This window comes from Gryllotalpicola kribbensis, assembly GCF_039538245.1.
GTDB lineage: Bacteria > Actinomycetota > Actinomycetes > Actinomycetales > Microbacteriaceae > Gryllotalpicola > Gryllotalpicola kribbensis.
The window spans coordinates 209,511-231,457 of record NZ_BAABBX010000005.1 but is presented as its reverse complement, the minus strand read 5'-3'; the positions used below and the strand labels follow the sequence as shown (position 1 = coordinate 231,457).

The window sequence follows — 21,947 nt, the reverse complement described above, 5'->3', positions numbered from 1 at the left end:
GCATGGGTGCGCTCGTCGACCTGATCGCGGTGGTACTGCTGAACGCTTACGCCGCCGTGCTGATCGTGCTGCGCTCGCGCGTCTACGGCGCTGCGCTGTACCGGCCGATGCTCGTCAACGTGGCGCTGTCCTTCGTCCCGGTCGTCGGCGCACTGGTCGCCGTCGCCGGTCTGCTGTTCCTCGCTCCGGTGCTCAGCGCCCTGGCCGGCCAGCTTCGCGGCGGCGTGCCGTTCATCCTGTGGGCCTACCTCGTCGTCGCGACCCTGCTGTGGCTGCTGTTCTTCCCGAACGCCATCTACCTGATCACAGAGCTGAACTTCAGCCATCGCGCCGCGAACGACGAAGTGCCGCTGTGGTTCGACATCATCCACACGCTCACTCTCACGCTCTCCGGCATCGCCAACGCCATCGCCAGCCTCCTGATCGTGCAGGCCGAGTTCATCGTCCTCATCGCAGACCCGAGCGGCGGCGCGGGGGCGCCCGCCTTCAGCTGGTTCTTCGCCGGAGCCGTCATCGTGCTCGGCGCGTTCGGCGTTTACCTCGGCCGTTACCTGCGCGTCAACAGCTGGGATGTGAAGCATCCGGCATCCCTCGCGCGCAAGCTCGTGAATCATCTGCGCGAGCCGGGCCGTGCGCTCGAAGTGGGCGGCCTCGTCCTGTCGCACGCCGTGCTCGTCGCGCTCGTCTACGTGCCGGTGTTCACGCTGTTCTACCGCGCGTCGTTTGCGTGACCGACCATCGCGGGTGCGTCACGGCGTGCTGAGCGCCTCGAACTCCTCGTCGAATCCGTCGAGCGGCTTCCCCTGGTCGCGGCGCACCCGGTGGCGGTCGCGCAGCAGGCGCTCGCGCCAGAACCGGCTCTCGACCACGTCGAGCCCGCGCAGCCCGATCGTGTACCAGCGCTCCGCAAGGCCCAGCTCGTCGGCGAGCTCGAACGCGTCGCCCATCATCTCGGCCACCGCCGGGTCGGATGCCGCGGCATGCCGCGCCTCGTCGGCCGCCGCTTTCGCTGCATCGACGGCCCCCAGGCCGAGGTGAGCCCTGACGACCGACACGACCCCGTCCCACGAGCCGGGCTCTGCGGCATCCGCCGCCTCGCGCGCAACCGCGAGCGCCCGCTCGCCGTCGCCTGCCGAGAGGAAGTCGTCGGCGGCGACCGACAGCACGTACGAGCGCGCCAGCCCGGGCGCCAGCTCATAGGCATCCGCGTCGCTCGCCCAGGAATACTCGGTCTCGGCCCGCTGCCGCAGCTGCGCCGCCGTTGCGCGACGCAGAACCAGACTCTCCTGAAGATTGTCAAGCATCTCGGCAGTAATGAGCGTCACAGCCATAGTCCGAACATAGCCGCCTAGACTCGCCGCATGGCTCGCAAGGGGAAAGCAGGCACGTCGAAAGAGATCGTCAAGCTCGACAGGCAGGGCCAGGTGAAGGGGCGCCTGCTGCCGAACACCATCGAGAAGTCGGTCGACAAGCTCATGGGGTTCCACCGCCCGGGCGTCGTCGCGCACATCAACTCCATCAGGCGCAAGCACCCCGACGCCACGGTCGAGCAGCTGCACTGGGTGCTCGAGCGCCGCTACCTCTCCGCCGTCACGACCACGGGCGCCGCGACCGGTGCGACGGCCGTCGTGCCCGCCATCGGCACCGTCACGGCGCTTGCCCTGTCGGCCGCCGAGACGGTCGCGTTCCTCGAGGCGACCGCCCTGTTCGCCCAGTCCGTCGCCGAACTGCACGGCATCACCGTCGACGAGCCCGAGCGCACCCGCAGCCTCGTGCTCGCCCTCATGCTCGGCAAAGAGGGCAGCGACATCATCAAGCAGTTCGGCTACGAGGTGCTCAACGAGGACGTCACGCGCGCCGGCTACTGGGGCACGATCGTCAACGACTCACTGCCGAGCGCCTTCGTCGCGCCACTGCTCAACCGCCTCAAGACCGCGTTCTTCAAGCGCGTCGCGGCGCACCAGGCCGGGTCGATCATCGGCCGTGCGCTGCCCTACGGCATCGGCGCCGTCGTCGGCGGCTTCGGCAACAACGTGCTCGGCCGCCGCGTGGTCAAGGCCGCGCGTGAGGCGTTCCCGCCCGCCGAGGTCATCGTGCTCGACGACGAGATCGCGAAGCGCGCCCTCAAAGCGCACCGCTAGCTCGCCGCGTACTTCTCCCACTGCCGCATGAGGAAGTCGATCGCCTCATGGAACCGCCTCGTCGCGGCGCCCTGCGTCGTGTCGCCGAAGTAGTGCTCGACCCACTTCCGCAGCCGCGCCGCCGCGGCCTCGTCGTGCGACATCGTGTCGATCAGAGCGGCGACGGATGCCGCGTCGGATGCCTCGAGCCAGTCCGCGTCCGACAGGTACCCGCCCTCATCGATCTCGGCGTCGGGGTTCACCGGCCGGGTCACGAGCAGCGGCTTGCCCGACGCCAGCCGGTCATAGACCATCGCCGAGATGTCGACGATCGCCATGTCGGCGATGGCGAGCTGCCAGCCGAGCTCGGGCCCGTCGTCGAAGACGTGGTGCGCGGTGGGGTCGGCGGCGTTCGCCGCTCGCAGCGCGGCGATGATGCGGTGGTTCGCCTCGCCGTACTCGCGTGAGACCGCGCCGCTGCGCGGGTGCGGCCGGTAGATCACGCGGTACCGCGCGTCGGCCAGCAGCGCCGACACCAGCGCCTCACCGTGGCTCACGATGGAGCCGTAGGCGGCCGCCGGCCGGTCGCCCTCCCACGTCGGCGCGTAGAGCACGACCCGCCGTTCGTCGAGCGTGAACGGCAGCTTCCCTGAATAGTGGTCGGCCTGCGGGCGACCGATCTTGATCGCACGCTTGTCGAGGTCGTAGTCCCAGAGCACCCTGCCGAGGCGGGCCAGCGCGGCATCCCCCGCAACCAGCGCGTAGTCGTACGCCTTGAACTGGTTGGTGGTCATGTACATCTTGTCGCTCTCGCCGTGATTGATGAACACGTGCCAGCGCTGGCCGTAGCGCATCATCTGGAAATTGCGCATGTTCTGGTTGACGTAGAGCACGATGCGGATGTCCTGCGAGGCGAGGAACTCCTCCATGTCGACGACCGTCTTCAGGTAGGCGACGGGCACCGGGGATTCCCGCAGCAGCGGCTCGGCGCCCGTGATCGAGCGCGACATGATCACGACGGGCCAGGTCTTCGCGAGCTCGGCGAGCGGCTTGTACCACTGGCGCACCTGGTAGAGGTTGACGTCGCCGTCGGCGTAGTACACCGCGATCTTGAACTCACCGGCCGGCAGCGGCGGCGCCTCGCGCAGCCGCGCGCGGTACCAGGCGCGGGCCCGGCGCTGGGCGAGCGCCTTGCGCACGAGTCGAACGGCGGAGCGCGCGTCTTTCACAAGTCCCACAGCGAGAGGCTACCGGCGCCGGGTATACGGGCGCTGATACCGTTTCAGGCATGGGTCGCTTCACCTTCGCAGCGGGCAATGTGCGCAAGATCGCGGCTCTTCCCCTTTACGGGTTCGGCCGGCTCGCGGCATCCCTCGTGCCCCGCACACCGGGCCTGTGGGCGTTCGGGTCCGGCATCGGCGTCGGCGAGGGCGCGCTCGCGGTGCTCGACCACGTGCGCGCGCACGAGGCGGGCGCCCGCGTCGTCTGGCTGGCGCGCAACTCACGTGATCTGGCGGATGCCCGCGCCCTCGGAATCCCTGCTGCGATGCGCTATTCGTGGCGCGGGTTCCGCCTGACCCTGCGCGCCCAGGTGCTGGTCGTCACCCACGGCTTCGGCGACGTGAACCGCTTCGCGACGCACGGCGCGTTCGTCGTCAATGTCTGGCACGGCATCCCGTTCAAGCGGCTGCGCATCGACTCGCCCGAGGCGATGCGCGTGCCCGTGGTCGGCAGGCTGCCGTTCGTCGCGCGGCTGGTGCGCCGCGCCTACAGCCGCTCGGGCCGGGGCATCTCGCTCTTCTCGACCGCGTCGCCGCTTGCCGCCGCGCGCATCCGCTCGGCGTTCGCCCTGACCGAGCGGCAGGCGGTCGTCACCGGCGACCCGCGCGATGACGTGCTGCTCGCCGGGAGCCGCGACGAACGCGAGAGGGCCGCCCGTGAGCGCATCGCCCTCGCGCTGAACGAGCCGCGCGCCCTGACGGCCCGGCTCGTGATGTATGCGCCGACCTGGCGCGACGGGCGAGCCCACCCCGCCGTTCCCTCCGCCGAGGAATGGGTCGAGCTCGACAGGCTGCTCGAGCGCGCCGATGCGCTGCTGCTCATCCGCTCGCACCCGCTCGGCCGCGGCGACTTCGCCCCGGGTGTCGCGGCCAGCGACCGCATCGCGCTGCTCGGCGCCGATCTGCAGCCCGACATCACCCCGGTTCTGCCCGCCGTCGACACGCTGATCACGGACTACTCGTCCATCGCGTTCGACTTCGCCCTCACGGGCGGCGCGATCCTGTTCCTCGCGCCCGACGTCGCCGACTACGTGGGGCGGCGCGGGGCCTATGAGCCGTACGCCGACTTCTCGGGCGGCCGCGAGGTCGCGAGCTGGGGCTCGCTGCTTCCTGTGCTCGCCGGCGTGCTGACGGCGGCCTCGGCCCGCGCTCCCTTCGTCGAGCACGCAGCGTGGCTCGCCGACCGCTATCACTCCTTCCACGACGGTCGCGCCACCGAGCGACTCGTCGAGCTGATCGGGCGGCGACTCGCCGGGGACGCCGCCGCGATGCCGCCCGCCGCACCGTCGCTCGCCGCCGCCGTGCCGCTGCGCGTCGACGCGGTGCGCGTCGAGGGCGCGGGCCCAGGCACCGGGTACGCGCTGATCGCCGAGGGCCCTGTCACCGGTGCCGCGCCCGAGACGGCGCTGCTGCGCGGCACGCGCGCCGTGCTTCCCGGCGAGGTCGTGGCAGAGGGCGGCCGCTGGCGCGCGCGCATCCCCCTCGAGGTCACGAACTGGGGAACGCCCACCGTGCCGCGCTCGGGGGAATATGCCCTCACGGTCATGGGCCCAGGGGGCCACCCTCTCGAACTCGAGACGGTCGCGACGCTTCCCCCGGCGCGCCGCCATGGCACCTCGTTCCGCCTTGAGGTGAGCGCCGCTCGCGGCGCGATCACCGTTGCACTCGGTGCGCCCCTCGCCGACGCCGAGGCCGGCGCGGCGAACCAGCGGCGGCTCCATGCGGAGTATCGCGCGAGCCGCGAGCCGCTCGAGAAGGCCGTATTCTTCGAGAGCTACTTCGGCAACAACGTCTCGTGCAACCCGCTCGGCATCGACCGCGCCCTCGCCGCCTCGCACCCCGAGGTGACGCGGTACTGGTCGGTCGCCGACGCCTCGGTGCAGGTGCCCGAGGGCGCCGTGCGCGTCATCGAGGGCAGCGCCGAGTGGTGGCACGCGCGCGCGACCGCGCGGCTGCTCGTCGTGAACGACTGGCTGCGGAAGCGCTGGCACAAGAGGCCGGGCCAGACCGTGCTGCAGACCTGGCACGGCACACCCCTCAAGAAGCTCGCGCTCGACAAGTCCGGCCTGCGACTGCGGTCGCGCGCGGCGGCTCTCGCCGAGAGCCGGCGGTGGGACATCCTGCTCGCACAGAACCCGTTCAGCGCCGAAGTATTCCGCTCGGCGTATGCCTTCCGCGGCCCGATCTGGAACGAGGGCTACCCGCGCAACGACATCGTCGCGCGGAACGAGGCGCGCGACGCCGTGCGCGCCCGCCTCGGCGTCGCGCCCGAGGCGACCGTTGTGCTCTACGCCCCGACGTGGCGCGACGATCGCCCCGGCGCGGTCGACCACTTGGACGTCGCCGCCTTCGCGCGGCGCGTGGGCCCCGGCTTCGTCACGCTGATCCGCGGTCACTCGCGCACGCTGCAGCCAGGGGCATCCGTCACCGCACCCGGGGTGATCGACGTGACGGGCTACCCCGAGATCAGCGAGCTCTACCTCGCCGCCGACGTGCTCATCACCGACTACTCCTCGGTCATGTTCGACTTCACCGTGACAGGCAAGCCGATCTTCTTCTACGTGCCCGACTTCGAGCACTACCGCGACCAGACGCGCGGGTTCACCTTCGACCTGTTCCCCGTCGCACCCGGGCCCGTGACGACGAGCATCACCGAGCTGGTGGACGCCGTGACGGATGCCCCTGCCGCAGCCGCGACGCATGCGACGCGCTACGCCGAGTGGCGCGCGCGCTTCAACCCGCAGGACGACGGCCAGGCGGGCGCGCGCGTCGTGGAGCGGATCTTCCGCGAGGGCCTGCTCTGACTTCGTGAGCCGCGGCCGGCTACCTGCCGGTGAACTCGGCGAGGTTTCGCGTCAGCTTGAGGAACCCGAGGATGAACCCCGTTCCCCAGGTGAAGTGGATCACCGGCAGCACGACCACGAACCAGGCCATCGCCCGCAGGCCGTGACGGCGCGCGATCACGCTCGACGCGAGCACGATCAGCAGATAGCCGGCGGGAACGATGAACCCGAGCAGCCACCACGGCGACAGCTCGGCGAGGCAGCCCGCCACGATGCCCAGCACGATCAGCACGACCGCGACCGGCGGCGCCCAGTAGCGCAGTCCGTTGTTCGCCGGGAAGCGCCGCGCGAGCTCGCCGCGCCACACGCCGGTCGAGAAGAACTGGCGGGCGAGGGAGAGCACACTCGCTCGTGGCCGGTAGCCGACCTTGAGCGCCGGGGTGAACCAGACGATGCCGCCGCGCGAGCGGATGCGGCGATTCAGCTCCCAGTCCTGGCCGCGCTTGAACCCCTCGTCGAAGAGCCCCGCGTCGAGCAGGCTCTGCCGGCGGAAGACGCCGAGATAGACGGTCTCGGCCGGCCCCTCACGGCCGCTCGTGTGGTGGCGCGTGCCGCCGAGCCCGATGCGGCTGCCGTAGGCGACGGCCACCGCCTGCTCGAAGGGGGTGACGCCCCGGGCATCCATCACCCCGCCGACGTTGTCGGCGCCGGTGCGCTGCATCACCTCGACCGCCGTGCGCGTGTAGTCGGCAGGCAGGATCGAGTGCGCGTCGACCCGGACGACCACGGGGTACGAGGATGCCTCGATCGCGCGGTTCAGCCCGGCGGGAGTCGAGCCGTCGGGGTTGCGCACGACCGTGAGCCGCGGTTCCCGCGCGAGCAGCGCCGCCACCGCCGCGTCTGTGCCATCGGTGCTCGGGCCGAGCGCGAGCACCACTTCGGACGGCCCCGCGTAGTCCTGCGCGAGCAGGCTCGCGACCGCCGCGGCCACGTGCTGCTCTTCGTTGAGAACGGGCATCACGTACGAAACGCCGGGCAGCTCGCCCAGATCGCGGTGGTCGTGCGGCATGGAATCCAGTCGTTCGGCGGAACTCCAGCCTACCAATCGGCAGGCTGGAGCTCCGCTTCACCCCGCGGCGCCGCCGCCCCGCAAGGTGGTTACGACTGGGGCGAGTACGTGCCGAGCGTGACGTCGGTCTGGTACGTCTTGCCGTCGCGCACGTAGGTGACCTTGATGGTCGACCCGGCGGCGGCAGAACGCACCTGCGCGGTGAGGTCGTCGGAACTCGTGATCGGCACGCCGCCCACGTTCGTGATCACGTCGCCGGCCTTGAGGCCCCCGCCGCTCGCGGCGCTGCCCGAATTGACCGACTCGATGCGGGCGCCGACGGTGGTGGCATCCGACTGCGCCGCGGCGTTGCTCACGGTGGCGCCGAGCAGGCCGTGCGTCGCCTTGCCGGTGTCCTTCAGCTCGTCTGCGATGCGGTGCGCGACGGTCGCGGGGATCGCGAAGCCGACGCCGATGTTGCCCGACTGGCTCGTGGAGTCGCTGCTCGAGCCGGTGCTCGCGATGGCGACGTTGATGCCGATCAGCTCGCCCTTGCTGTTGAGCAGGGCACCGCCCGAGTTGCCCGGGTTGATCGCCGCATCGGTCTGGATCGCCGGCACGAAGATGCTGTCATCGCTCGAGGACTGCTGGCCCTGGTCGAAGGGATTGCTGCCGCCGAAGTCCCACTGCCCGAACGGGTCGGACTCGCTGCCGCCGTCGCCGCTGCTCTGCTTCGGGGCGCTCGACGCGAGCGTCACGCTGCGGTTCAGGGCGCTGACGATGCCGTCGGTGACGGTGCCCTGCAGACCGAGCGGCGCGCCGATGGCGATGACCTGGTCGCCGACGTTGAGCTTCGACGAGTCGCCCCAGCTGATCGGCGTGAGGCCCTTCGCGTTGTTGAGCTTGATGACGGCGAGGTCGTCGGTGGGGTCGGTGCCGACCACCTTGGCCGTGTAGAGGGTGCCGTCGTTGGTCTGCACCTGGATCTGGCCGTCGGACTCATCGCCGTCGAGGGTCACGACGTGGGTGTTGGTGAGGATGTAGCCGTCGTCGGTGAGGATCACGCCCGAGCCGGTGCCGGACTCCTGCTGGCCCGTGACGTTGATCGTCACGACGCTGTTCGAGGCCTTCGCGGCGACCGCGGTGACCTGCGTGGCGTTCTTCGCGTCGTTGACGGTCACATTGGAGGCGCCGCTGCCGCCGCCGCTGATCGAGACCGGCGTGCCGCCGCTGTGGCTCGCGACCGCAGCGATGCCGCCACCGATTCCGCCACCGAGCAGGCCGCCGACGACCAGTGCCGCGGCGATGATCGCGATGGACTTTCCCGTGAGCGTGCGCTCACCTCGGGGCTTGTCGCCGCCGGGCTGGCCCGGCTGACCCGGCTGACCCGGCTGGCCGGGCTGGCCTGCGTGCGGGGGCACGTTGAGCGGCTGCTGAGAGTTGAACTGGGCGTAGTACGGATGCTGCTGCGGCGCGCCCACCGGCTGCGTCGGCTGCGTGTGCTGGTACCCCTGCGGGTAGCCGGCGGTCTGGCCGGTCGGGTACTGCTGAGTGGGCTGGGGCGAGGCCGGCTGCGCGGGTGCCGCGGGCTGCGCGGGCTGGCCCGGCTGCTGCGGCGCGTACTCGCCCGAGCGGGGCGCCTGGTTCTGCTGCGGCGGCTGCGGTGCGGCCGGCTGCTCAGGGGCGGGGGCCTGCTCAGGGGCGGGGGCCTGCCAGCTCGAGGCCTGAGCCTCGGACTGCTCCGTCGGCACGTTCTGGGGCTGCGCGCTCTCGGGCTGATCGGGGTTCACAGGCTCGTTCGCGTTGTCGCTCATGGGTTCGCTCCTTTTCCAAGCACCTCAAGCATCCGACGCGAAGCTGTGCGGACCTTATGACGACTCTTGGAGCCGTCTCGAATGTCGCCAAGTGTTGCGGGCAACTCGTTGCCCTAGGTCAACAACCTGGTCCTGACGGGTTTTCGTCGCAGGTCTTTCCGACCAGCACCGTCTTGACCCCTTTCACCGTCACGGTGATCGGCTCGGAAGTCAGGCCCAGCGTACCGGGGATGTCAGCCCATGCCTGCCCCGCGTACTGGTAGCGCGCGGAGTACTCGACCGTGACGGTCACGGTGTAGGTTCCGCGGCTCGCGTACGCATGGCTGGTCGCCGTCTTCGAGAAGTCAGGCAAGCCGGATGCCGCCCACGTCGCCCCCGGAGTCGTGGTGGTGCGCCCGCTGTTGTCGCCGTAGCGCCAGTCGTATGCCACCGGAGTGAAGTGCACGGTCACCGGTTGGCCCAGCAGCTCCCCCGCCCGCTCGCTCTCCCCCGCGTTCGCGATGAAGTTGGTCTCGGCGCCGGCGATCGTCCAGCCTGCTGGCTCGGATTTCGCAGTCGGATTCCCCACCAGGAAGTGCGCCACGTCGGTCAGCCCGGGAGTCGGCGGCGCGCCCGGTTCGGCCGGCGGGGGTGGGTCCGCCGCAGGGGCTGGTGAGGGTGGTGCCCCGACTTCCGCCGGCTCGCGCGCGGTGCACGCGCCCGAAGTGCACACGGTCCAGTGCGGGTTGGGCGGTGGTTTGGGCGATGGGCTCGCTTTCGTGATGTGACTCGCGCCGGCATCGGCAGTATGACCCCGGCCGTGGCCAGGGCTGTTCTCTGTCCCTTGCGTGGACGTCTTTACCTGCGCGCCGTTCCCCTCGAACGCGCCCTGCGTCGAATCGCCGAGGCCACCACTCGACCCGGCCAAGAGCACTGCGGCGGCTAGAACTGCTACAACTTGCAAATCCCACCGCCGGACCAATACTTGTTCGACTGGATTACGAGTGAATTCGCGCTGTCTCCCTTAAGCACCACCTCGTAGTCGTTGTAATCGCCCCGATCGGCACTGATCAACGACTTGCCATCTGGGCCAATCCGATCAACCGCCGAGATGTCCTCGCACACGTAAATTGTGACCGTGGCTACGCCGTTCCTTTCGACGCGCGACTGAAGAACCGAATTGTTGAGAACGGTGTCACCGGTACCGTGCGCACGTTCTTTCTTGAACTTCTCTGCCTCCGCAACCTCGAACCGGTAACCAGCGTCGCTGACGTACGGCTTCACCCGCTCGGCCCCCTCGCCACCGTCGTGGCCGATCGCATCCACGGCCGCCTCGAACTTCTTGTAGATCTTGGTTGCGGCGGCGAGGGCGTCTGCATCTGAAGTGAAGACGGGAGTCGGGGTCGGCTTGAGGGTTTTGGCGGGCTCCGTGATCGGGTGCGACGGGGTGCACCCCGCGAGGAAACCCGCCGCGAGCGCGACAGTGCAGGCCGTGAGGATCGTGCGACCGGGAATCCGCATGCGCCCCAAGGTAGGGCATCCGCCGAACTCGGCTCGGGCACTTTCCACAGGCCGCCGGCGAAGACACCCGCGAGACGATTCGAGATGCCGCAATACGCGCTGAGAACAGCATCGAGCGTCGTCTCGCGGTGCAGACGCCAGTCAAGACAGCACCAAACGTCGTCTCGCGGCGTGGGCGCCAGCCAAGACAGCACCAAGGGTCGTCTCGGCGCCGAGGCGTCCCCCAACTCGCATCGCCACATCGCCACGCCGCCCCCACAACCGACCACCCCACCGCGGCCGCCCAACTACCGTTGAGCCATGGACACCCCCGGACCCTGGCGACGCGCGGCAGCCGGCGCCGGACTGCTGGCCCCCGACGGCACCATCGCCGCGACGATCTTCGCCGAGATGAGCGCCCTCGCCGCCACGACCGGCGCGATCAACCTCGGCCAGGGCTTCCCCGACGAAGACGGCCCGCGCGAGGTCCTCGCCGCGGCGGCCGAAGCGATCAGGAGCGGCGCCAACCAGTACCCGCCGGGCACCGGCATCCCCCAGCTCCGGCGGGCCATCGCCGAGCACCAGCACCGCTTCTACGGCCTCGACTACGACCCCGACCGCGAAGTCCTCGTCACCGCGGGCGCGACCGAAGCCCTCGCCGCCACACTGCTCGCGCTCGTCGAACCCGGCGACGAGGTCGTCACCTTCGAGCCGTTCTACGACGCATACGGCGCCCTGATCGCGCTGGCCGGCGCGAGGCACGTCACGGTCGCGCTGCGCGCGCCCGACTTCGCGCCAGACCTCGACGAGCTCGCGAAGGCGGTGACCGACCGCACGAAGATCATCCTCGTCAACAACCCCCACAACCCGACCGGCGCGACCTTCGACGACGCGACGCTCAGGGCCGTCGTCGAGCTCGCGCACCGCCACAACGCCTACATCGTCACGGACGAGGTCTATGAGCACCTGCGGTTCGAGACGCCGCACACGCCGGTGGCGCGCCTCGAGGGGGCATCCGATCGCACCATCTCGATCTCGAGCGGCGGCAAGACCTTCTCGACGACGGGGTGGAAGATCGGCTGGATCACGGCGAAGCCCGCGCTGATCACCGCCATCCTTGCCGTGAAGCAGTTCCTCACGTACGTGAACGGCGCACCCTTCCAACCCGCGATCGCGGTGGGGCTCGGCCTGCCCGACAGCTTCTTCACGGGTGTCGCCGACACGCTGCGCAGCAAGCGCGACCTGCTCAGCAGCGGGCTGCGCAGCGCTGGATTCGACGTGTTCCCCTCGCACGGCTCGTATTTCGTGGTGGCGGATGCCGCGCCCCTCGGCTTCCCCGACGCGGTCGGCTTCTGCCGCACGCTGCCCGAGCGCGCGGGGGTCGTCGCGATTCCGCTGTCCGCCTTCTATACGAGCGCCCACCGGGGCGAGGCCCGGTCGCTCGTGCGCTTCGCCTTCTGCAAGAAGGAAGAGGTGCTCGAGCGCGCGGCCGCTCAGCTGGCCGGGATGACCCGGTAGCGGCGCAACTGCAGGGCGGGGTTCACCGCGCGCACCTCGCGCACGCGCTCGGCGGCGACCGGAGCGATCACGAAGTCGGTCTCGTCGTCGAGCTCGGCGAGCACGACGCCCATGGGGTCGACGATCATCGAGTTCCCGACCCCCACCGGTGGAATGTGATCGGACGCCGCGACGAAGACCGTGTTCTCGATCGCCCGCGCCGTGATCAGAGTGCGCCAGTGGTGCACCTTGAGGGTGCCGTGCACCCACTCGCTCGGCACCACGACGAGCTCCGCGCCCGCGTCGACGATGCGGCGCGTCACCTCGGGGAAGCGCAGGTCATAGCAGGTCTGCAGGCCGACGCGCACGCCCGCGACCGCGAACACCTGCGGCTCGGCGAGCTCGCCCGGCGCCACCCATTCCGACTCGCGCGCGCCGAACGCGTCGTAGAGGTGCTGCTTGCGATAGCTCGCGACGACCCCGGCGCCCGGCGCGACGGCGACGACCGTGTTCGTGAACCGCCCGGGGTCCGTCGGGCGCGACTCGGCCGTGCCGGCGACGATCGCCACCCCGCGCTCGTCGGCGAGTGCGGCGAGCGCCGTCGCGAACGGCCCGTCGAGCGGCTCGGCGGCCTCGAGGAAGGGCGCGCCCACGGGGTTCACGAAGAATGATGAGTACTCGGGGAAGACCACCAGCTGCGCGCCTCGCTCGGCCGCGGCATCCGTCAACTCGCGGATCGTCTCGAGGTTGGCATCCGCATCCGGTCCCGGGGCGAATTGCGCGACGGCGACCGCCAACTCGCTCATGCTCGCTGCTCGCTCACTCCTCGACCCTATAGAGGTCGTCGACGTCGCCGGCGAAGGCGATGAGCGGATGCCCCACGAGCCGCGCGAGGTCGGACGGCGCCGCCACCTCATCGCGCCAGGCCAGGTGCCAGAGATGTCGCCGGGTGAGCTCGCTGCGGTCGGCGGCGCGGGCGAGGAATCCCGTCCACGGGTCGGCGGCGTGGCCGGTGGGCTCGCTCGGGGTTCCGGTTTCGGTCTGTGCCACGAGCTTGCCGCGCGCCTCGCCGAGCCGGGCGACGGCCTCGAGCGTCGCGACGTAGTCGTCGAACAGCTCATCGGGCGTGCGGTCGTCGTCGGCGCGGCCTGCGTCCCAGTAGTTGTCGATGCCGAGCACGTCGACGAAGTCGTCGCCCGGGTAGCCGCGCAGATAGTCGTCCTCGAACGCGTCGACGCGCAGGCGGCTGCGGTCGGGCGAGATCGCCCAGAGCAGGTTGTGCAGGCCCGCCACATCGCGCAGGTACTCGACGGTGAAGCGCCATAGCGCGCCGAACTCGTCGGGGCTGTTCTGCGGGTTGTCGCCGCCGATCCCCCACCAGAACCAGTCGCCGGTGTGCTCGTGGAACGGACGGAAGACGATCGGGATCGGCCGGCCCGAGGCATCCGTCAGCTGCTCGACGAACATCGCGACGTGATCGAGCCAGCGCACGAACTTCTCGTGGCACTCGCCGCCGGGCAGCACGGACGCGATGGACATCGGCACCGTGTTCTGCCCGTAGCCGCCGTTGGTGATCGGATTCACCGAGTGCCAGCTCAGCGTCACGAGGGCTCCCCTGCCGTGAGCCTCGCGCACCTGACGGATCATCGCGGGGAACGGGACGCCGTCGAGATTGTGCCCGGCGAGCGCCTCGATGCCGCCGAGATCGAAGCCGACGATGCCGGGCATGCGCCCGACATGCGGTTCGATGCCGCCGTATGCGAGGTCGTCCTGATGGCCGAAGAAGCTGCGGATGCCGGTCAGCTCGTGCAGACGAGCGAGAAGCGCCCGCGTCTCGGCGGTCGCATGGGCATCGATCGGGGGCGTCGTTGCCATGCCCTCGAGCCTACGGAATCCGCTGTCGATTTCGCGCGCGGTTCACAAGCTGGTAATGTGTTCTCTTGTGACGCGGGGTGGAGCAGCTCGGTAGCTCGCTGGGCTCATAACCCAGAGGTCGTAGGTTCAAATCCTGCCCCCGCAACCAATGACCCCCGGTCAGAAGCACTTCTGACCGGGGGTTTTCTCATGCCTGGAACCGATCGAGCCTGAACGCCGCCGGCGCGGCATCCGCCTCGCCCGTCGCCACATCGGCGAGCAGGCGGCCGATCGCCGGCGTGAACTTGAAGCCGTGCCCGCTGAACCCGGCGGCGACCACGATGCGCGCCACGCGGTCGAGCACGAAGTCATGGTCGGGCGTCGTCGTGTACGTGCAGCTGATCGGCTCGAAGCGATCGGGGTCGGCACCGGGCAGCCACTCGGCGGCGTAGCGCCGCAGCGCCTCGAGCTGCGCGAGCTCGGGCTGGAAGGTGCGCGCGTCGGGGTCGGTGACGGGGCCCGAGCCGTGCCAGCCCGCCTTGACGCCGAAACCCGGCGTGTACATGCCGTAGATCGGGGTGAGCCACCACTCGTCACCGCTGGGGCGGGGCCGATGATTGAAGCCGGGCCAGGAGCGTGAGGCATCCGCCCCGTCGCTGCGCAGCGCGAAGTGCGCCGGCTGCTCCTGCGTGACGACGAGCGGCGGCAGCGGAACGAGGCCGGCGAGCAGCTTCGAGGTCCACGCGCCGAGCGCGACGATGGCGACGGATGCCTCGAGCGAGCCGCCCTCCGTCGCGATCAGCACCCGGTCGCCGCGCGGCTCGAGCGCCGTGACGCGCGACCGGTGCCGCACGACCGCTCCCCGGGCGGCCGCGGCCCGCTGCAGGGCGGCGACCGCGGCGTCGGCATTCAGGCGGCCGCCGGTCTCGTTCCACAGCACGGGTGTCTGGAAGCGCAGACCGGGGAACCGCTCGCCCGCCTCACCCGGGCTGAGAACACGACCGGGGATGCCGGCGGCGAGGCCCGCCGCGAGCTCGGGGTACTCCCCCGTGCCGCCGTGGGTGACCATGCCGACCCGGTCGAGCATGTGCGCGCCGGATTCCGCCTCGAGCTCTTCCCACAGCCGGGACGCCTCCGTGAGCAGGCCGAGGTACGGCTCGCAATCGTAGGCCACATTGAAGTTCCGACTCGGGCCGTGCGAGGCGCCGTTCGCGTGCCCCGGGTCGAAGCGCTCGAGCAGCGCGACCTCGCGGCCGCGTCGCGCCAGCTGCCACGCAGCGGCCGAGCCCATGGCCCCGCCGCCGATCACCGCGAAGTCGACGCGCTCGGTCATGCCCCGACGCTAGCGGCACGCGAACGGCCGGGCGATGCTCGCCCGGCCGTCGTGAACCCGCGTTACGCCGCCGCGCCCGTCAGGCGCGCGGCAACGGCGCGCGGCGCGGTGCGCCCTCCGCGGCCAGCTCGAGGTCCTTCTGCAGCGTGTAGTACGCCTGCTTCGGCTGCTGGTTCACGTCGTACAGGCACGCGTAGCCCTCGCCGCTGAAGGTGCCCGGCACCCACGAGAGCGAGTCGGTCCACCCCCACACGGTGAACGAGATCACCGCGGGCACCGAGATCGCGGCCTGCAGCATCGCCGAGTACTCGAAGGGCTGCGCGAACTGGGCGAGGCTGTCGGTCGGCACCTGGGTGGCGGCCGCGTCGACGAAGGTGCGCACGTCCGCCTCGGTCACCGCGACCTTGAAGCCGGCCTTTCCGAAGCGCTCGAGATCCTGCTGGAACCGCTGCGGGTCGAAGCCGTACTGGGTGTCGAGGTGCGCCTGCGTTCCGATGCCGTGGATCGGCACGCCGGCATCCCGCTGCTTCGTCGCCCACGCGTAGACGGCGTCGCTCTTCGCGTTCGTGCCGTCCTCACCGGTCACGTTGTAGTCGTTGTAGAACAGCAGGGCATGCGGGTCGGCCTGGTGCGCCCACTTGAACGCCTGCGGGATCACGGATTCCCCGAGCTGCTGGATCCACCAGTCGTTCGGGTTGATGCCCGACGGGTTCGCGTCGGTGAAGAACTCGTTCGCGACATCCCACTGCCAGATGCGGCCCTTGTAGCGGCCGACCTCGGTGAAGATGTGCTTCTCGAGCAGGGCCCACAGCTTCGACTTCGTGATCGTGCCGGCCGCCACGCCGTCGGTCAGCCACGTCGGCAGCTGGTTGTGCCAGAGCAGCGTGTGCCCGCGCACCAGCTGGTGGTTGGCCTTGGCGAACGCCATCAGCTGGTCGGCGTCCGTCCAGTCGTAGCTGCCCTGGGCCGGCTCGACCGTCTGCCACTTCATCGCGTTCGCGCCCATGACCACCGAGAACTGGCCGCCAGAGACGGCCGCGAAGTCGGTGATGTCCTGCGGGGTGAGCGCGCTGCCGATGGGCAGATCGATCGCGGCACCGAGCGCCCGGAGCGACTGAGGGTCGCCGCTTCCCACGGGCTTCGGGCCGCGCGCCGGACTCGCGAGGGCCGGCGCCGCCCCGATTCCGCCTGCCACCATCGCTGCTGCACCGAATGCGCCCATCGCGAGCACGCTGCGTCGTTCCATTTCCCTGCCTCCAAGTACGTCGTTGTCTTGGTGCCGACCGCGCCATTGCGGTCGGGCAACTCGGTCAGGCTACGTGCCCCTATTATGGGGGTCAAGCAACAAAACCGCGGATGCCTCACGCGGTCGTCGCTGCGACCCGCGCCAGCATCCAGCGCCAGACGGGCTCGAGCACGGGCCGGCGATCGGGTCCGAGCGGAGTCGCATCGCTGATCACCCGGTCGTGGGCCTGGCCCGGCGTTCCGAGAGGAAGCGTCGTGCGCAGGCCGTGCGCTCCGGTGGGCAGCCGCGCCGGAGCGGCGGGGCGGATGCCGAGCGCGCGCCAGCTGGGCAGAATCCGCGCCGCGTAGACGTCGTGCACGTCATCGAGCGCCCAGACGCGGCTCGCGGGCGTGGCCGACGGCCCCGACAGCCATCCGGCCGCCGCGCCGCCCATCGCCTCAGCCGGCGCCGAGAACATCAGCACCCCGCGCACGGCGTGGCGGTGCGCGATGTACTCGGCCTCGCCGCCGCCCTGGGAGTGCCCGGCCAGCACCAGGCGATTCCAGCGCACCTCGGACCCGCGCAGGTAGCGCTGCCACCGGCCGGCGGGGTCGTGCGCGCACAGGTAGGCGAGCGAGTCGTCGAGCCTGTCGACGATCGCGCCGCCAGGGGCCACGCGGCTGAAGCGCGTCGGGTGGCTGCCGTCGTAGCGGTTCGCGAGCATGTCGCCGTAGCAGGCCAGGTCTGCCTCGCAACTGTGCGCGAGCGACGGCCCGATGTTGTGGTAGTCGAGGCCGAGCACGCTGAAGCCCGCGCCGTGCGCCGTGTCGAGGAAGCGCGTATAGCTGCGCGGCACGGCACCGGTCGCGGGCAGGAACACCAGCAAGGGAGCGTTCCCGGGCGACGACTCCGCGAGGTTGAGCGCGTCGGGCCGCAGCGCGTGGTCGGCCGGCGACGAGAGCCGGAAGGCGATCGGCCCTGCCGCCTCGGCCACGTGCCCCGGCCAGGCGAGCATGCCGAGCGTCGCAGCGCAGACGGCTGCGGCGAGCGCGAGGACCAGCCAGACGCGGTGACGCGGGAGGGACACGAGCGGATGCTACGTGTCGCGATCTACGAGAAACGAATGAATCCGCCGACCGGAAGCCAACGGAACGGACACGATTCGATTACAGGTCTGCTCGGCTTTCAGCGCCTGCACGGGTGTCGTTCACCGGCGGTTCGCCCCGAAGTGGTCGGATAGAGGCGTGAACACCCGTACAGCGGAGTACCCGCGACCGGACCACTTCCTGCTGCACCTCTCCGACACCCACCTGCTGGGGCGCGACAACGGCGTCGCCGGAAAGCTCTACGACCGGGTCGACAGCGCCGCGCACCTGGCCGAGCTGTTCGCCGAGCTCGAGGCGAGCCGCGGCCGCCCAGAGGCGATCGTCTTCACGGGCGATCTCGCCGACAAGGGCGAGGCGGATGCCTACGAGCTGCTGCGTTCGATCGTCGAGCCGGCGGCCGCGCGCATCGGCGCCCAGGTCATCTGGGCGATGGGCAACCACGACGACCGCGGCGCATTCCGCGAGCACCTGCTCGGCGAGGTTCCCACGCCCCGGCCGGTCGACCGCGTCTACGACGTCAACGGGCTGCGCGTCATCACCCTCGACACGAGCGTTCCCGGCGAGCACTGGGGCGCGCTCACCTCGGCCCAGCTCGACTGGCTTGCAGAGGAGCTCTCGGAGCCCGCGCCGCACGGCACGATTCTCGCCATGCACCACCCGCCTGTCCCGGCCGTGCTCGACCTCGCCGTCACCGTCGAGCTGCGCGACCAGAGCGCTCTGGCCGAGGTCGTCGAGGGCACCGACATCCGCGCCATCCTCGCCGGCCACCTGCACTACTCGTCAAGCGCGACGTTCGCCGGGATCCCCGTCTCCGTGGCATCCGCCACCTGCTACACGCAGGATCTCAACGTGCCCGTGCAGGGCGAGACGCGCGGCACGAGCCCGCGCGACGGCGCCCAGGCGTTCAACCTCGTGCACGTCTACCCCGGAACGGTGCTGCACTCGGTCGTTCCCCTCGGGCAGTACGCGTCGCTCGACTACGTGAGCCCCGAGATCGCGGCCGCCCGGCTCGCCGACGCCGGTATCCGCATCGCCGACCGCGTCAACGCGTGGGTCACGCCCGAGGAGCCGATGCTGGCTCCGCAGGAGGAGCCGGCGCTCGAGAGCTAGCCACGGGCCGCTCCCACGGCGCGGGAATCGGGAAGTACCGCTCGAGGAACTCCGTCACCGCCTCGGTGCGCTCTTCGACGGAGAGCTCGGGGTTGCTGCCGTCGTTGAGGCAGAACATGTCCTGATCGCGGCGGCGCAGCAGCCGGTCGAGCTGGTTCAGCGAGCGCCGCAGCGTGGTCTCGACGTAGGTCACCTTGGCCTGTCGCTGCTCGACGGCTCGCCCCGTGATGAGCGCGTAGTAGTGGTACAGCGAGTTGGTGACGGAGATATCGCTCGCGCTGCGGAAGGGGCTCGCCGCCGTGCGGCGGAACTCCTCGGGGAACTCGGCCTCGAGCTCCTTGGCGATGCTGACCCGCAGCGGCGCGGCGCAGTGCTCGAGATGCCGCGTCGTCGTGCGCCCGAAGCGCTCGCGCAGCAGGCGCCGGTTCACCCGCGCCGCGTTCTCGTGCCCGCTGCGGGCGGGGTCGTTGTCGCCGAGGCCGATGCGGGTCGTCGCCTCGACGAACTTCGACACACCGCCCGGCGAGAAGAACATCGAGGGCTGCACGGGGCGCCCGAAGAACATGTCGTCGTTGGAGTAGAGGAAGTGCTCGGCGAGGCCGGGAATGCGGTGCAGCTGCGCCTCGACGGCGTGCGAGTTGTGGGTCGGGAGCACCGAAGGATCGGCGAAGAACTCCTCGCTGCGCACGATCGTGACCTTGGGGTGCTCGGCGAGCCACGCCGGCGCCGGCGAGTCGGTCGCGATGAAGATGCGGCGGATCCACGGCGCGAACAGGTGCACGCTGCGCAGGGCGTACTTCAGCTCGTCGATCTGCCGATAGCGCGCCTCGGAGTCGTCGCCCTCGCCGACGACGTAGCTCGCCATGCGCGCGGCGCGCGCCCGCTGGAACTCGGCGGACGAGCCGTCGACCCACGAGAAGACGAGGTCGATCGGGAAGTCGACATCACTGACCGTCGGCTCGAACATGCCCTGCAGGGTGGGCCAGGTCTGCCCGAACAGCTCGACCTCGTCTGCAACCGCCTCTGACCGCTTGATGCGCGTGCGGGTCAGCAGGTTGGGAACAGGGGCGATGATCTCTTCGTCACCGAACCGCCACAGCTCGAGCTGGAACGCGTCCTTGTGGCCGTAGCGCAGCCGCCCGACGGGCTCGATGCGCGGGCGGTAGAGCCGGAACACCTCGGCCTTGTGGCGTTCGGAGAGCACCCCGTCGGCCAGCAGCAGCGGCCGCCCGTCATCCTTGCGCACCGTCGCACCGTCGACGCGCATCGTCTTGGCATAGAACGGCTCGTCGCGGAACGCCTCGGCGAGCACTGTGACGAGCCTCTTGCGCGCGGCACGGTCGACGGCGATCACGAGGCGGCCGGCTTCGTCGCGCACGAGCAGATAGGCGATATCGGATGCCGCGAGCACGGCTCTGACGGCGAGCAGGTCGCTCACCATGGACTCGTACGGCGTCAGGTCGGTGTTCAGCAGGGAGTAGAGCCCGCCGCGCAGCACGATGTCGGCGCGGTCTTGCAGGCCCGCCCCCCGCGCCACCGGGGAATCGGGATCCCGTGGAATGGCGTGGAGCATGCAACCACTGTAAGTACTTCCGGGTTGGAAGACTGGGGGCATGGCCTCATCACGCGGAGTCGCGCACCTTTCGCGCGAACTGGTGAACAAACTCGTCGGCATCGTGACGGACCCCGCGCTGCCCGCCCAGCGGAAGCTCGACCAGGCCGCCGCCACCCTCGACCGCGTCGTCCGCGATGCGGAATCGCCTGCGGCATCCGCCCGTCACACGCTCGTGAGCGCGCTCGACGACGCGATCAGCACCGCGAGCGAGTTGGCGCGGGGCGGCGCCGGTCGGCCTGACGTCGAGGCGCGGGTGCGGGCGAAGCTCGTCGAGGCGCTGCGCGAGGTGCCCGGGGTCTCGGTCGAGCGGGGACGTTAGCGGTCGCGCCGAAGGACTAGAAGGGCGCTTCGTCGGGGATCGGTGGTCGCGGGCGTCTCGAACGCGGCGGTGGGTCGAGAGTGCGGTCCCAATAGCGCCTGCCACCCGGGGAGGACCACACTTCGGTGGTGCCGGCCGCGGTCTGGCGGGTCTCGACGGCCCAGCGGGTGGCGTGCTTCACGGTGTGGTCTTTCGGGCACCGCGGCGTCAGGTTGTCGGCGCTCGTCTCGCCGCCCAGGGAGAAGTCGATGCGGTGGTCGAGGTCGCAGTCCTCGCCACCGCGCGTGCAGCCGGGGGTTGCGCAGATCTCATCGCGGGCGAGCACGAAGCGCCTGAGGTCGGCGCTGGGCACGTACTTCTTCCGCCCGATGCCCAGCACCGCCCCATCAACCGGGTCGGTGAAGATGCGGGTGAGCGTCGGGGAGGCGCCGACGAGCTCGCGAGCGCGGGCGGCGGAGATCGGCACGACGCCGTTGATGGAGGCAGGCTTGACCTCTTCCGGGCAGTGCGCGAGGTTCGAGAGCGGCACGTAGACGTTCACGTGCGGCCGCGCCTCGTTCGGCTCGCCCTTGCCGATCAGGACGTCGGCCGTGACGTCGGCCCGCTTCTGGTCTGCGGTGCGCCGCTCGGCGTCGGGCAGATTCGCGTCATTGAGCGTTCTCGCCAGTGCGTCGACCCGGGCCTTCGCCAGCAGTGCCTGGTCGGCGTGCAGGTAGGCGGTGAAGTAGGCCATGCCGGTGCCCTCTTCGATGTCGACCCAGACGCGGCGCGCCGCGGCCGCCTCGGCATGGACCACATCGAGCGGCCTCTCGCCCAGCCGCTCGGCCAGGCGCGCGGCCTTCCGACCGAGCTGCTTGACGTTGACGACCCTGCCGGCCTCGGCCATCACCCGGTCGAAGTAGAGCTGCACCTCTTCGTCGATGGGCAGCTTTCGGAAGTGCTTCAGGATCACCCGCGTCTTCTGGTGCGTGATCTCGCCCGCACGGAACGCGGCCCAGGTCGCCGGCAGCAGATTCGCCAGCATGCGGCCCTCGTCGAGCAAGGTGCGCACCTGGTCTTCGCTCACCGCGAGCTCGAGCGACAGGCCCAGCACGGCCGAGCGGGCGGCATAGTCGGCGTCGGTCGGCCGGGGGTCACCGGAAACCAGCTCGATCTCGGGATGTGCGACCGCGTTGTCGACGGTGCGCACGACGGTCTCGATCAACCCCGCCTCGGCGCGCGCCTGCGCGGCCTGCAGCTCGTGCGCCTGGTCGAGCAGCCGCTCGCGCGCCAGTTCGGCTGCGCTCGCGCCGCCATCGGAGGCGCCGATCTCGGTGGGGTGGTTCATGCGTGCAGTCAACCAGGGACCACTGACATTGGAGGCC

General features: G+C 70.5%; 19 protein-coding genes and 1 tRNA gene. 7 read left to right on the top strand and 13 right to left on the bottom strand.

Features of this window, described 5'->3' with window-relative positions:
* Positions 1-2 precede the first annotated feature (2 nt).
* Entirely contained in the window at positions 3-731 is a 729-nt protein-coding gene (locus tag ABD716_RS04360) for a DUF1361 domain-containing protein (RefSeq protein WP_344774179.1), read from the top strand.
* Positions 732-749: 18 nt separating this feature from the next.
* Here the strand turns inward: ABD716_RS04360 and ABD716_RS04355 are convergent, their stop codons facing one another.
* Positions 750-1,331, bottom strand: a complete 582-nt coding sequence (locus ABD716_RS04355; protein WP_344774177.1) for a hypothetical protein — start codon at positions 1,329-1,331, stop codon at positions 750-752.
* 30 nt (positions 1,332-1,361) lie between these two features.
* Between ABD716_RS04355 and ABD716_RS04350 the strand changes: the two genes are divergently transcribed.
* On the top strand, positions 1,362-2,141 hold the full coding sequence (locus ABD716_RS04350; RefSeq protein ID WP_344774175.1) for a hypothetical protein: 780 nt from the start codon (positions 1,362-1,364) through the stop codon (positions 2,139-2,141).
* Here the strand turns inward: ABD716_RS04350 and ABD716_RS04345 are convergent.
* Complete coding sequence (locus ABD716_RS04345; RefSeq protein WP_344774173.1) at positions 2,138-3,358, bottom strand: CDP-glycerol glycerophosphotransferase family protein; 1,221 nt, start codon at positions 3,356-3,358, stop codon at positions 2,138-2,140. The two genes, ABD716_RS04350 and ABD716_RS04345, sit on opposite strands and share 4 nt — an antisense overlap.
* 50 nt (positions 3,359-3,408) lie before the next feature.
* On the opposite strand from ABD716_RS04345, the gene ABD716_RS04340 reads away from it, so the two are divergent.
* Positions 3,409-6,204: a CDP-glycerol glycerophosphotransferase family protein gene (locus ABD716_RS04340; RefSeq protein WP_344774171.1), complete on the top strand. Its 2,796-nt coding sequence runs from the start codon at positions 3,409-3,411 to the stop codon at positions 6,202-6,204.
* A gap of 19 nt (positions 6,205-6,223) precedes the next feature.
* On the opposite strand, the gene ABD716_RS04335 is transcribed toward ABD716_RS04340, so the two are convergent.
* The 4 genes from ABD716_RS04335 to ABD716_RS04320 all read right to left on the bottom strand — a co-directional run bounded on the left by ABD716_RS04335 (position 6,224) and on the right by ABD716_RS04320 (position 10,545).
* Complete coding sequence (locus ABD716_RS04335) at positions 6,224-7,252, bottom strand: glycosyltransferase family 2 protein (protein ID WP_344774169.1); 1,029 nt, start codon at positions 7,250-7,252, stop codon at positions 6,224-6,226.
* 89 nt (positions 7,253-7,341) lie between these two features.
* Positions 7,342-9,045: a S1C family serine protease gene (locus ABD716_RS04330; protein WP_344774167.1), complete on the bottom strand. Its 1,704-nt coding sequence runs from the start codon at positions 9,043-9,045 to the stop codon at positions 7,342-7,344.
* 118 nt (positions 9,046-9,163) lie between these two features.
* Positions 9,164-9,628: a PKD domain-containing protein gene (locus ABD716_RS04325; RefSeq protein WP_344774165.1), complete on the bottom strand. Its 465-nt coding sequence runs from the start codon at positions 9,626-9,628 to the stop codon at positions 9,164-9,166.
* Between the two features lie 347 nt (positions 9,629-9,975).
* Positions 9,976-10,545: a hypothetical protein gene (locus ABD716_RS04320; protein WP_344774163.1), complete on the bottom strand. Its 570-nt coding sequence runs from the start codon at positions 10,543-10,545 to the stop codon at positions 9,976-9,978.
* Positions 10,546-10,845: 300 nt separating this feature from the next.
* Between ABD716_RS04320 and ABD716_RS04315 the strand changes: the two genes are divergently transcribed.
* Positions 10,846-12,042: a pyridoxal phosphate-dependent aminotransferase gene (locus ABD716_RS04315; RefSeq protein WP_344774161.1), complete on the top strand. Its 1,197-nt coding sequence runs from the start codon at positions 10,846-10,848 to the stop codon at positions 12,040-12,042.
* Here the strand turns inward: ABD716_RS04315 and ABD716_RS04310 are convergent.
* The gene (locus ABD716_RS04310; protein ID WP_344774159.1) at positions 12,018-12,827 is read right to left on the bottom strand and encodes a carbon-nitrogen hydrolase family protein; all 810 of its coding nucleotides are present in this window, start codon (positions 12,825-12,827) and stop codon (positions 12,018-12,020) included. The two genes, ABD716_RS04315 and ABD716_RS04310, sit on opposite strands and share 25 nt — an antisense overlap.
* Before the next feature lie 13 nt (positions 12,828-12,840).
* Positions 12,841-13,896: a glycoside hydrolase family 26 protein gene (locus tag ABD716_RS04305; RefSeq protein WP_344774157.1), complete on the bottom strand. Its 1,056-nt coding sequence runs from the start codon at positions 13,894-13,896 to the stop codon at positions 12,841-12,843.
* 71 nt (positions 13,897-13,967) lie between these two features.
* Here ABD716_RS04305 and ABD716_RS04300 point away from each other — a divergent pair.
* Positions 13,968-14,044 (top strand) — tRNA-Met (locus tag ABD716_RS04300).
* Between the two features lie 39 nt (positions 14,045-14,083).
* On the opposite strand, the gene ABD716_RS04295 is transcribed toward ABD716_RS04300, so the two are convergent.
* The 3 genes from ABD716_RS04295 to ABD716_RS04285 all read right to left on the bottom strand — a co-directional run bounded on the left by ABD716_RS04295 (position 14,084) and on the right by ABD716_RS04285 (position 17,520).
* Entirely contained in the window at positions 14,084-15,208 is a 1,125-nt protein-coding gene (locus ABD716_RS04295; RefSeq protein ID WP_344774155.1) for an FAD-dependent oxidoreductase, read from the bottom strand.
* A gap of 79 nt (positions 15,209-15,287) precedes the next feature.
* The gene (locus ABD716_RS04290; protein ID WP_344774153.1) at positions 15,288-16,454 is read right to left on the bottom strand and encodes an endo-1,4-beta-xylanase; all 1,167 of its coding nucleotides are present in this window, start codon (positions 16,452-16,454) and stop codon (positions 15,288-15,290) included.
* A 115-nt stretch (positions 16,455-16,569) separates the two neighbouring features.
* Positions 16,570-17,520 (bottom strand): BPSS1187 family protein, encoded by a 951-nt coding sequence (locus ABD716_RS04285; protein WP_344774151.1) that lies wholly within the window; start codon positions 17,518-17,520, stop codon positions 16,570-16,572.
* Positions 17,521-17,677: 157 nt separating this feature from the next.
* On the opposite strand from ABD716_RS04285, the gene ABD716_RS04280 reads away from it, so the two are divergent.
* A complete protein-coding gene (locus ABD716_RS04280; RefSeq protein WP_344774149.1) occupies positions 17,678-18,649 on the top strand; it encodes a phosphodiesterase in 972 nt (323 codons plus the stop codon).
* On the opposite strand, the gene ABD716_RS04275 is transcribed toward ABD716_RS04280, so the two are convergent.
* Entirely contained in the window at positions 18,594-20,222 is a 1,629-nt protein-coding gene (locus tag ABD716_RS04275) for a stealth family protein (protein WP_344774147.1), read from the bottom strand. The genes ABD716_RS04280 and ABD716_RS04275 overlap by 56 nt on opposite strands.
* Positions 20,223-20,262: 40 nt before the next feature.
* Between ABD716_RS04275 and ABD716_RS04270 the strand changes: the two genes are divergently transcribed.
* Positions 20,263-20,583, top strand: coding sequence for a hypothetical protein (locus tag ABD716_RS04270; protein ID WP_344774145.1), 321 nt, complete (start codon positions 20,263-20,265; stop codon positions 20,581-20,583).
* Between the two features lie 16 nt (positions 20,584-20,599).
* Here the strand turns inward: ABD716_RS04270 and ABD716_RS04265 are convergent, their stop codons facing one another.
* Complete coding sequence (locus ABD716_RS04265) at positions 20,600-21,910, bottom strand: HNH endonuclease signature motif containing protein (RefSeq protein ID WP_344774143.1); 1,311 nt, start codon at positions 21,908-21,910, stop codon at positions 20,600-20,602.
* Between the last annotated feature and the right edge of the window lie 37 nt (positions 21,911-21,947).

What these genes read in the sequence shown, in the direction of transcription:
- ABD716_RS04360 (WP_344774179.1), top strand. Translation starts at nt 3, where the DNA reads ATGGGTGCGCTCGTCGACCTGATCGCGGTGGTACTGCTGAACGCTTAC.
- ABD716_RS04355 (WP_344774177.1), bottom strand. Translation starts at nt 1,331, where the DNA reads ATGGCTGTGACGCTCATTACTGCCGAGATGCTTGACAATCTTCAGGAG.
- ABD716_RS04350 (WP_344774175.1), top strand. Translation starts at nt 1,362, where the DNA reads ATGGCTCGCAAGGGGAAAGCAGGCACGTCGAAAGAGATCGTCAAGCTC.
- ABD716_RS04340 (WP_344774171.1), top strand. Translation starts at nt 3,409, where the DNA reads ATGGGTCGCTTCACCTTCGCAGCGGGCAATGTGCGCAAGATCGCGGCT.
- ABD716_RS04335 (WP_344774169.1), bottom strand. Translation starts at nt 7,252, where the DNA reads ATGCCGCACGACCACCGCGATCTGGGCGAGCTGCCCGGCGTTTCGTAC.
- ABD716_RS04330 (WP_344774167.1), bottom strand. Translation starts at nt 9,045, where the DNA reads ATGAGCGACAACGCGAACGAGCCTGTGAACCCCGATCAGCCCGAGAGC.
- ABD716_RS04320 (WP_344774163.1), bottom strand. Translation starts at nt 10,545, where the DNA reads ATGCGGATTCCCGGTCGCACGATCCTCACGGCCTGCACTGTCGCGCTC.
- ABD716_RS04315 (WP_344774161.1), top strand. Translation starts at nt 10,846, where the DNA reads ATGGACACCCCCGGACCCTGGCGACGCGCGGCAGCCGGCGCCGGACTG.
- ABD716_RS04310 (WP_344774159.1), bottom strand. Translation starts at nt 12,827, where the DNA reads ATGAGCGAGTTGGCGGTCGCCGTCGCGCAATTCGCCCCGGGACCGGAT.
- ABD716_RS04305 (WP_344774157.1), bottom strand. Translation starts at nt 13,896, where the DNA reads ATGGCAACGACGCCCCCGATCGATGCCCATGCGACCGCCGAGACGCGG.
- ABD716_RS04295 (WP_344774155.1), bottom strand. Translation starts at nt 15,208, where the DNA reads ATGACCGAGCGCGTCGACTTCGCGGTGATCGGCGGCGGGGCCATGGGC.
- ABD716_RS04290 (WP_344774153.1), bottom strand. Translation starts at nt 16,454, where the DNA reads ATGGAACGACGCAGCGTGCTCGCGATGGGCGCATTCGGTGCAGCAGCG.
- ABD716_RS04275 (WP_344774147.1), bottom strand. Translation starts at nt 20,222, where the DNA reads ATGCTCCACGCCATTCCACGGGATCCCGATTCCCCGGTGGCGCGGGGG.
- ABD716_RS04270 (WP_344774145.1), top strand. Translation starts at nt 20,263, where the DNA reads ATGGCCTCATCACGCGGAGTCGCGCACCTTTCGCGCGAACTGGTGAAC.
- ABD716_RS04265 (WP_344774143.1), bottom strand. Translation starts at nt 21,910, where the DNA reads ATGAACCACCCCACCGAGATCGGCGCCTCCGATGGCGGCGCGAGCGCA.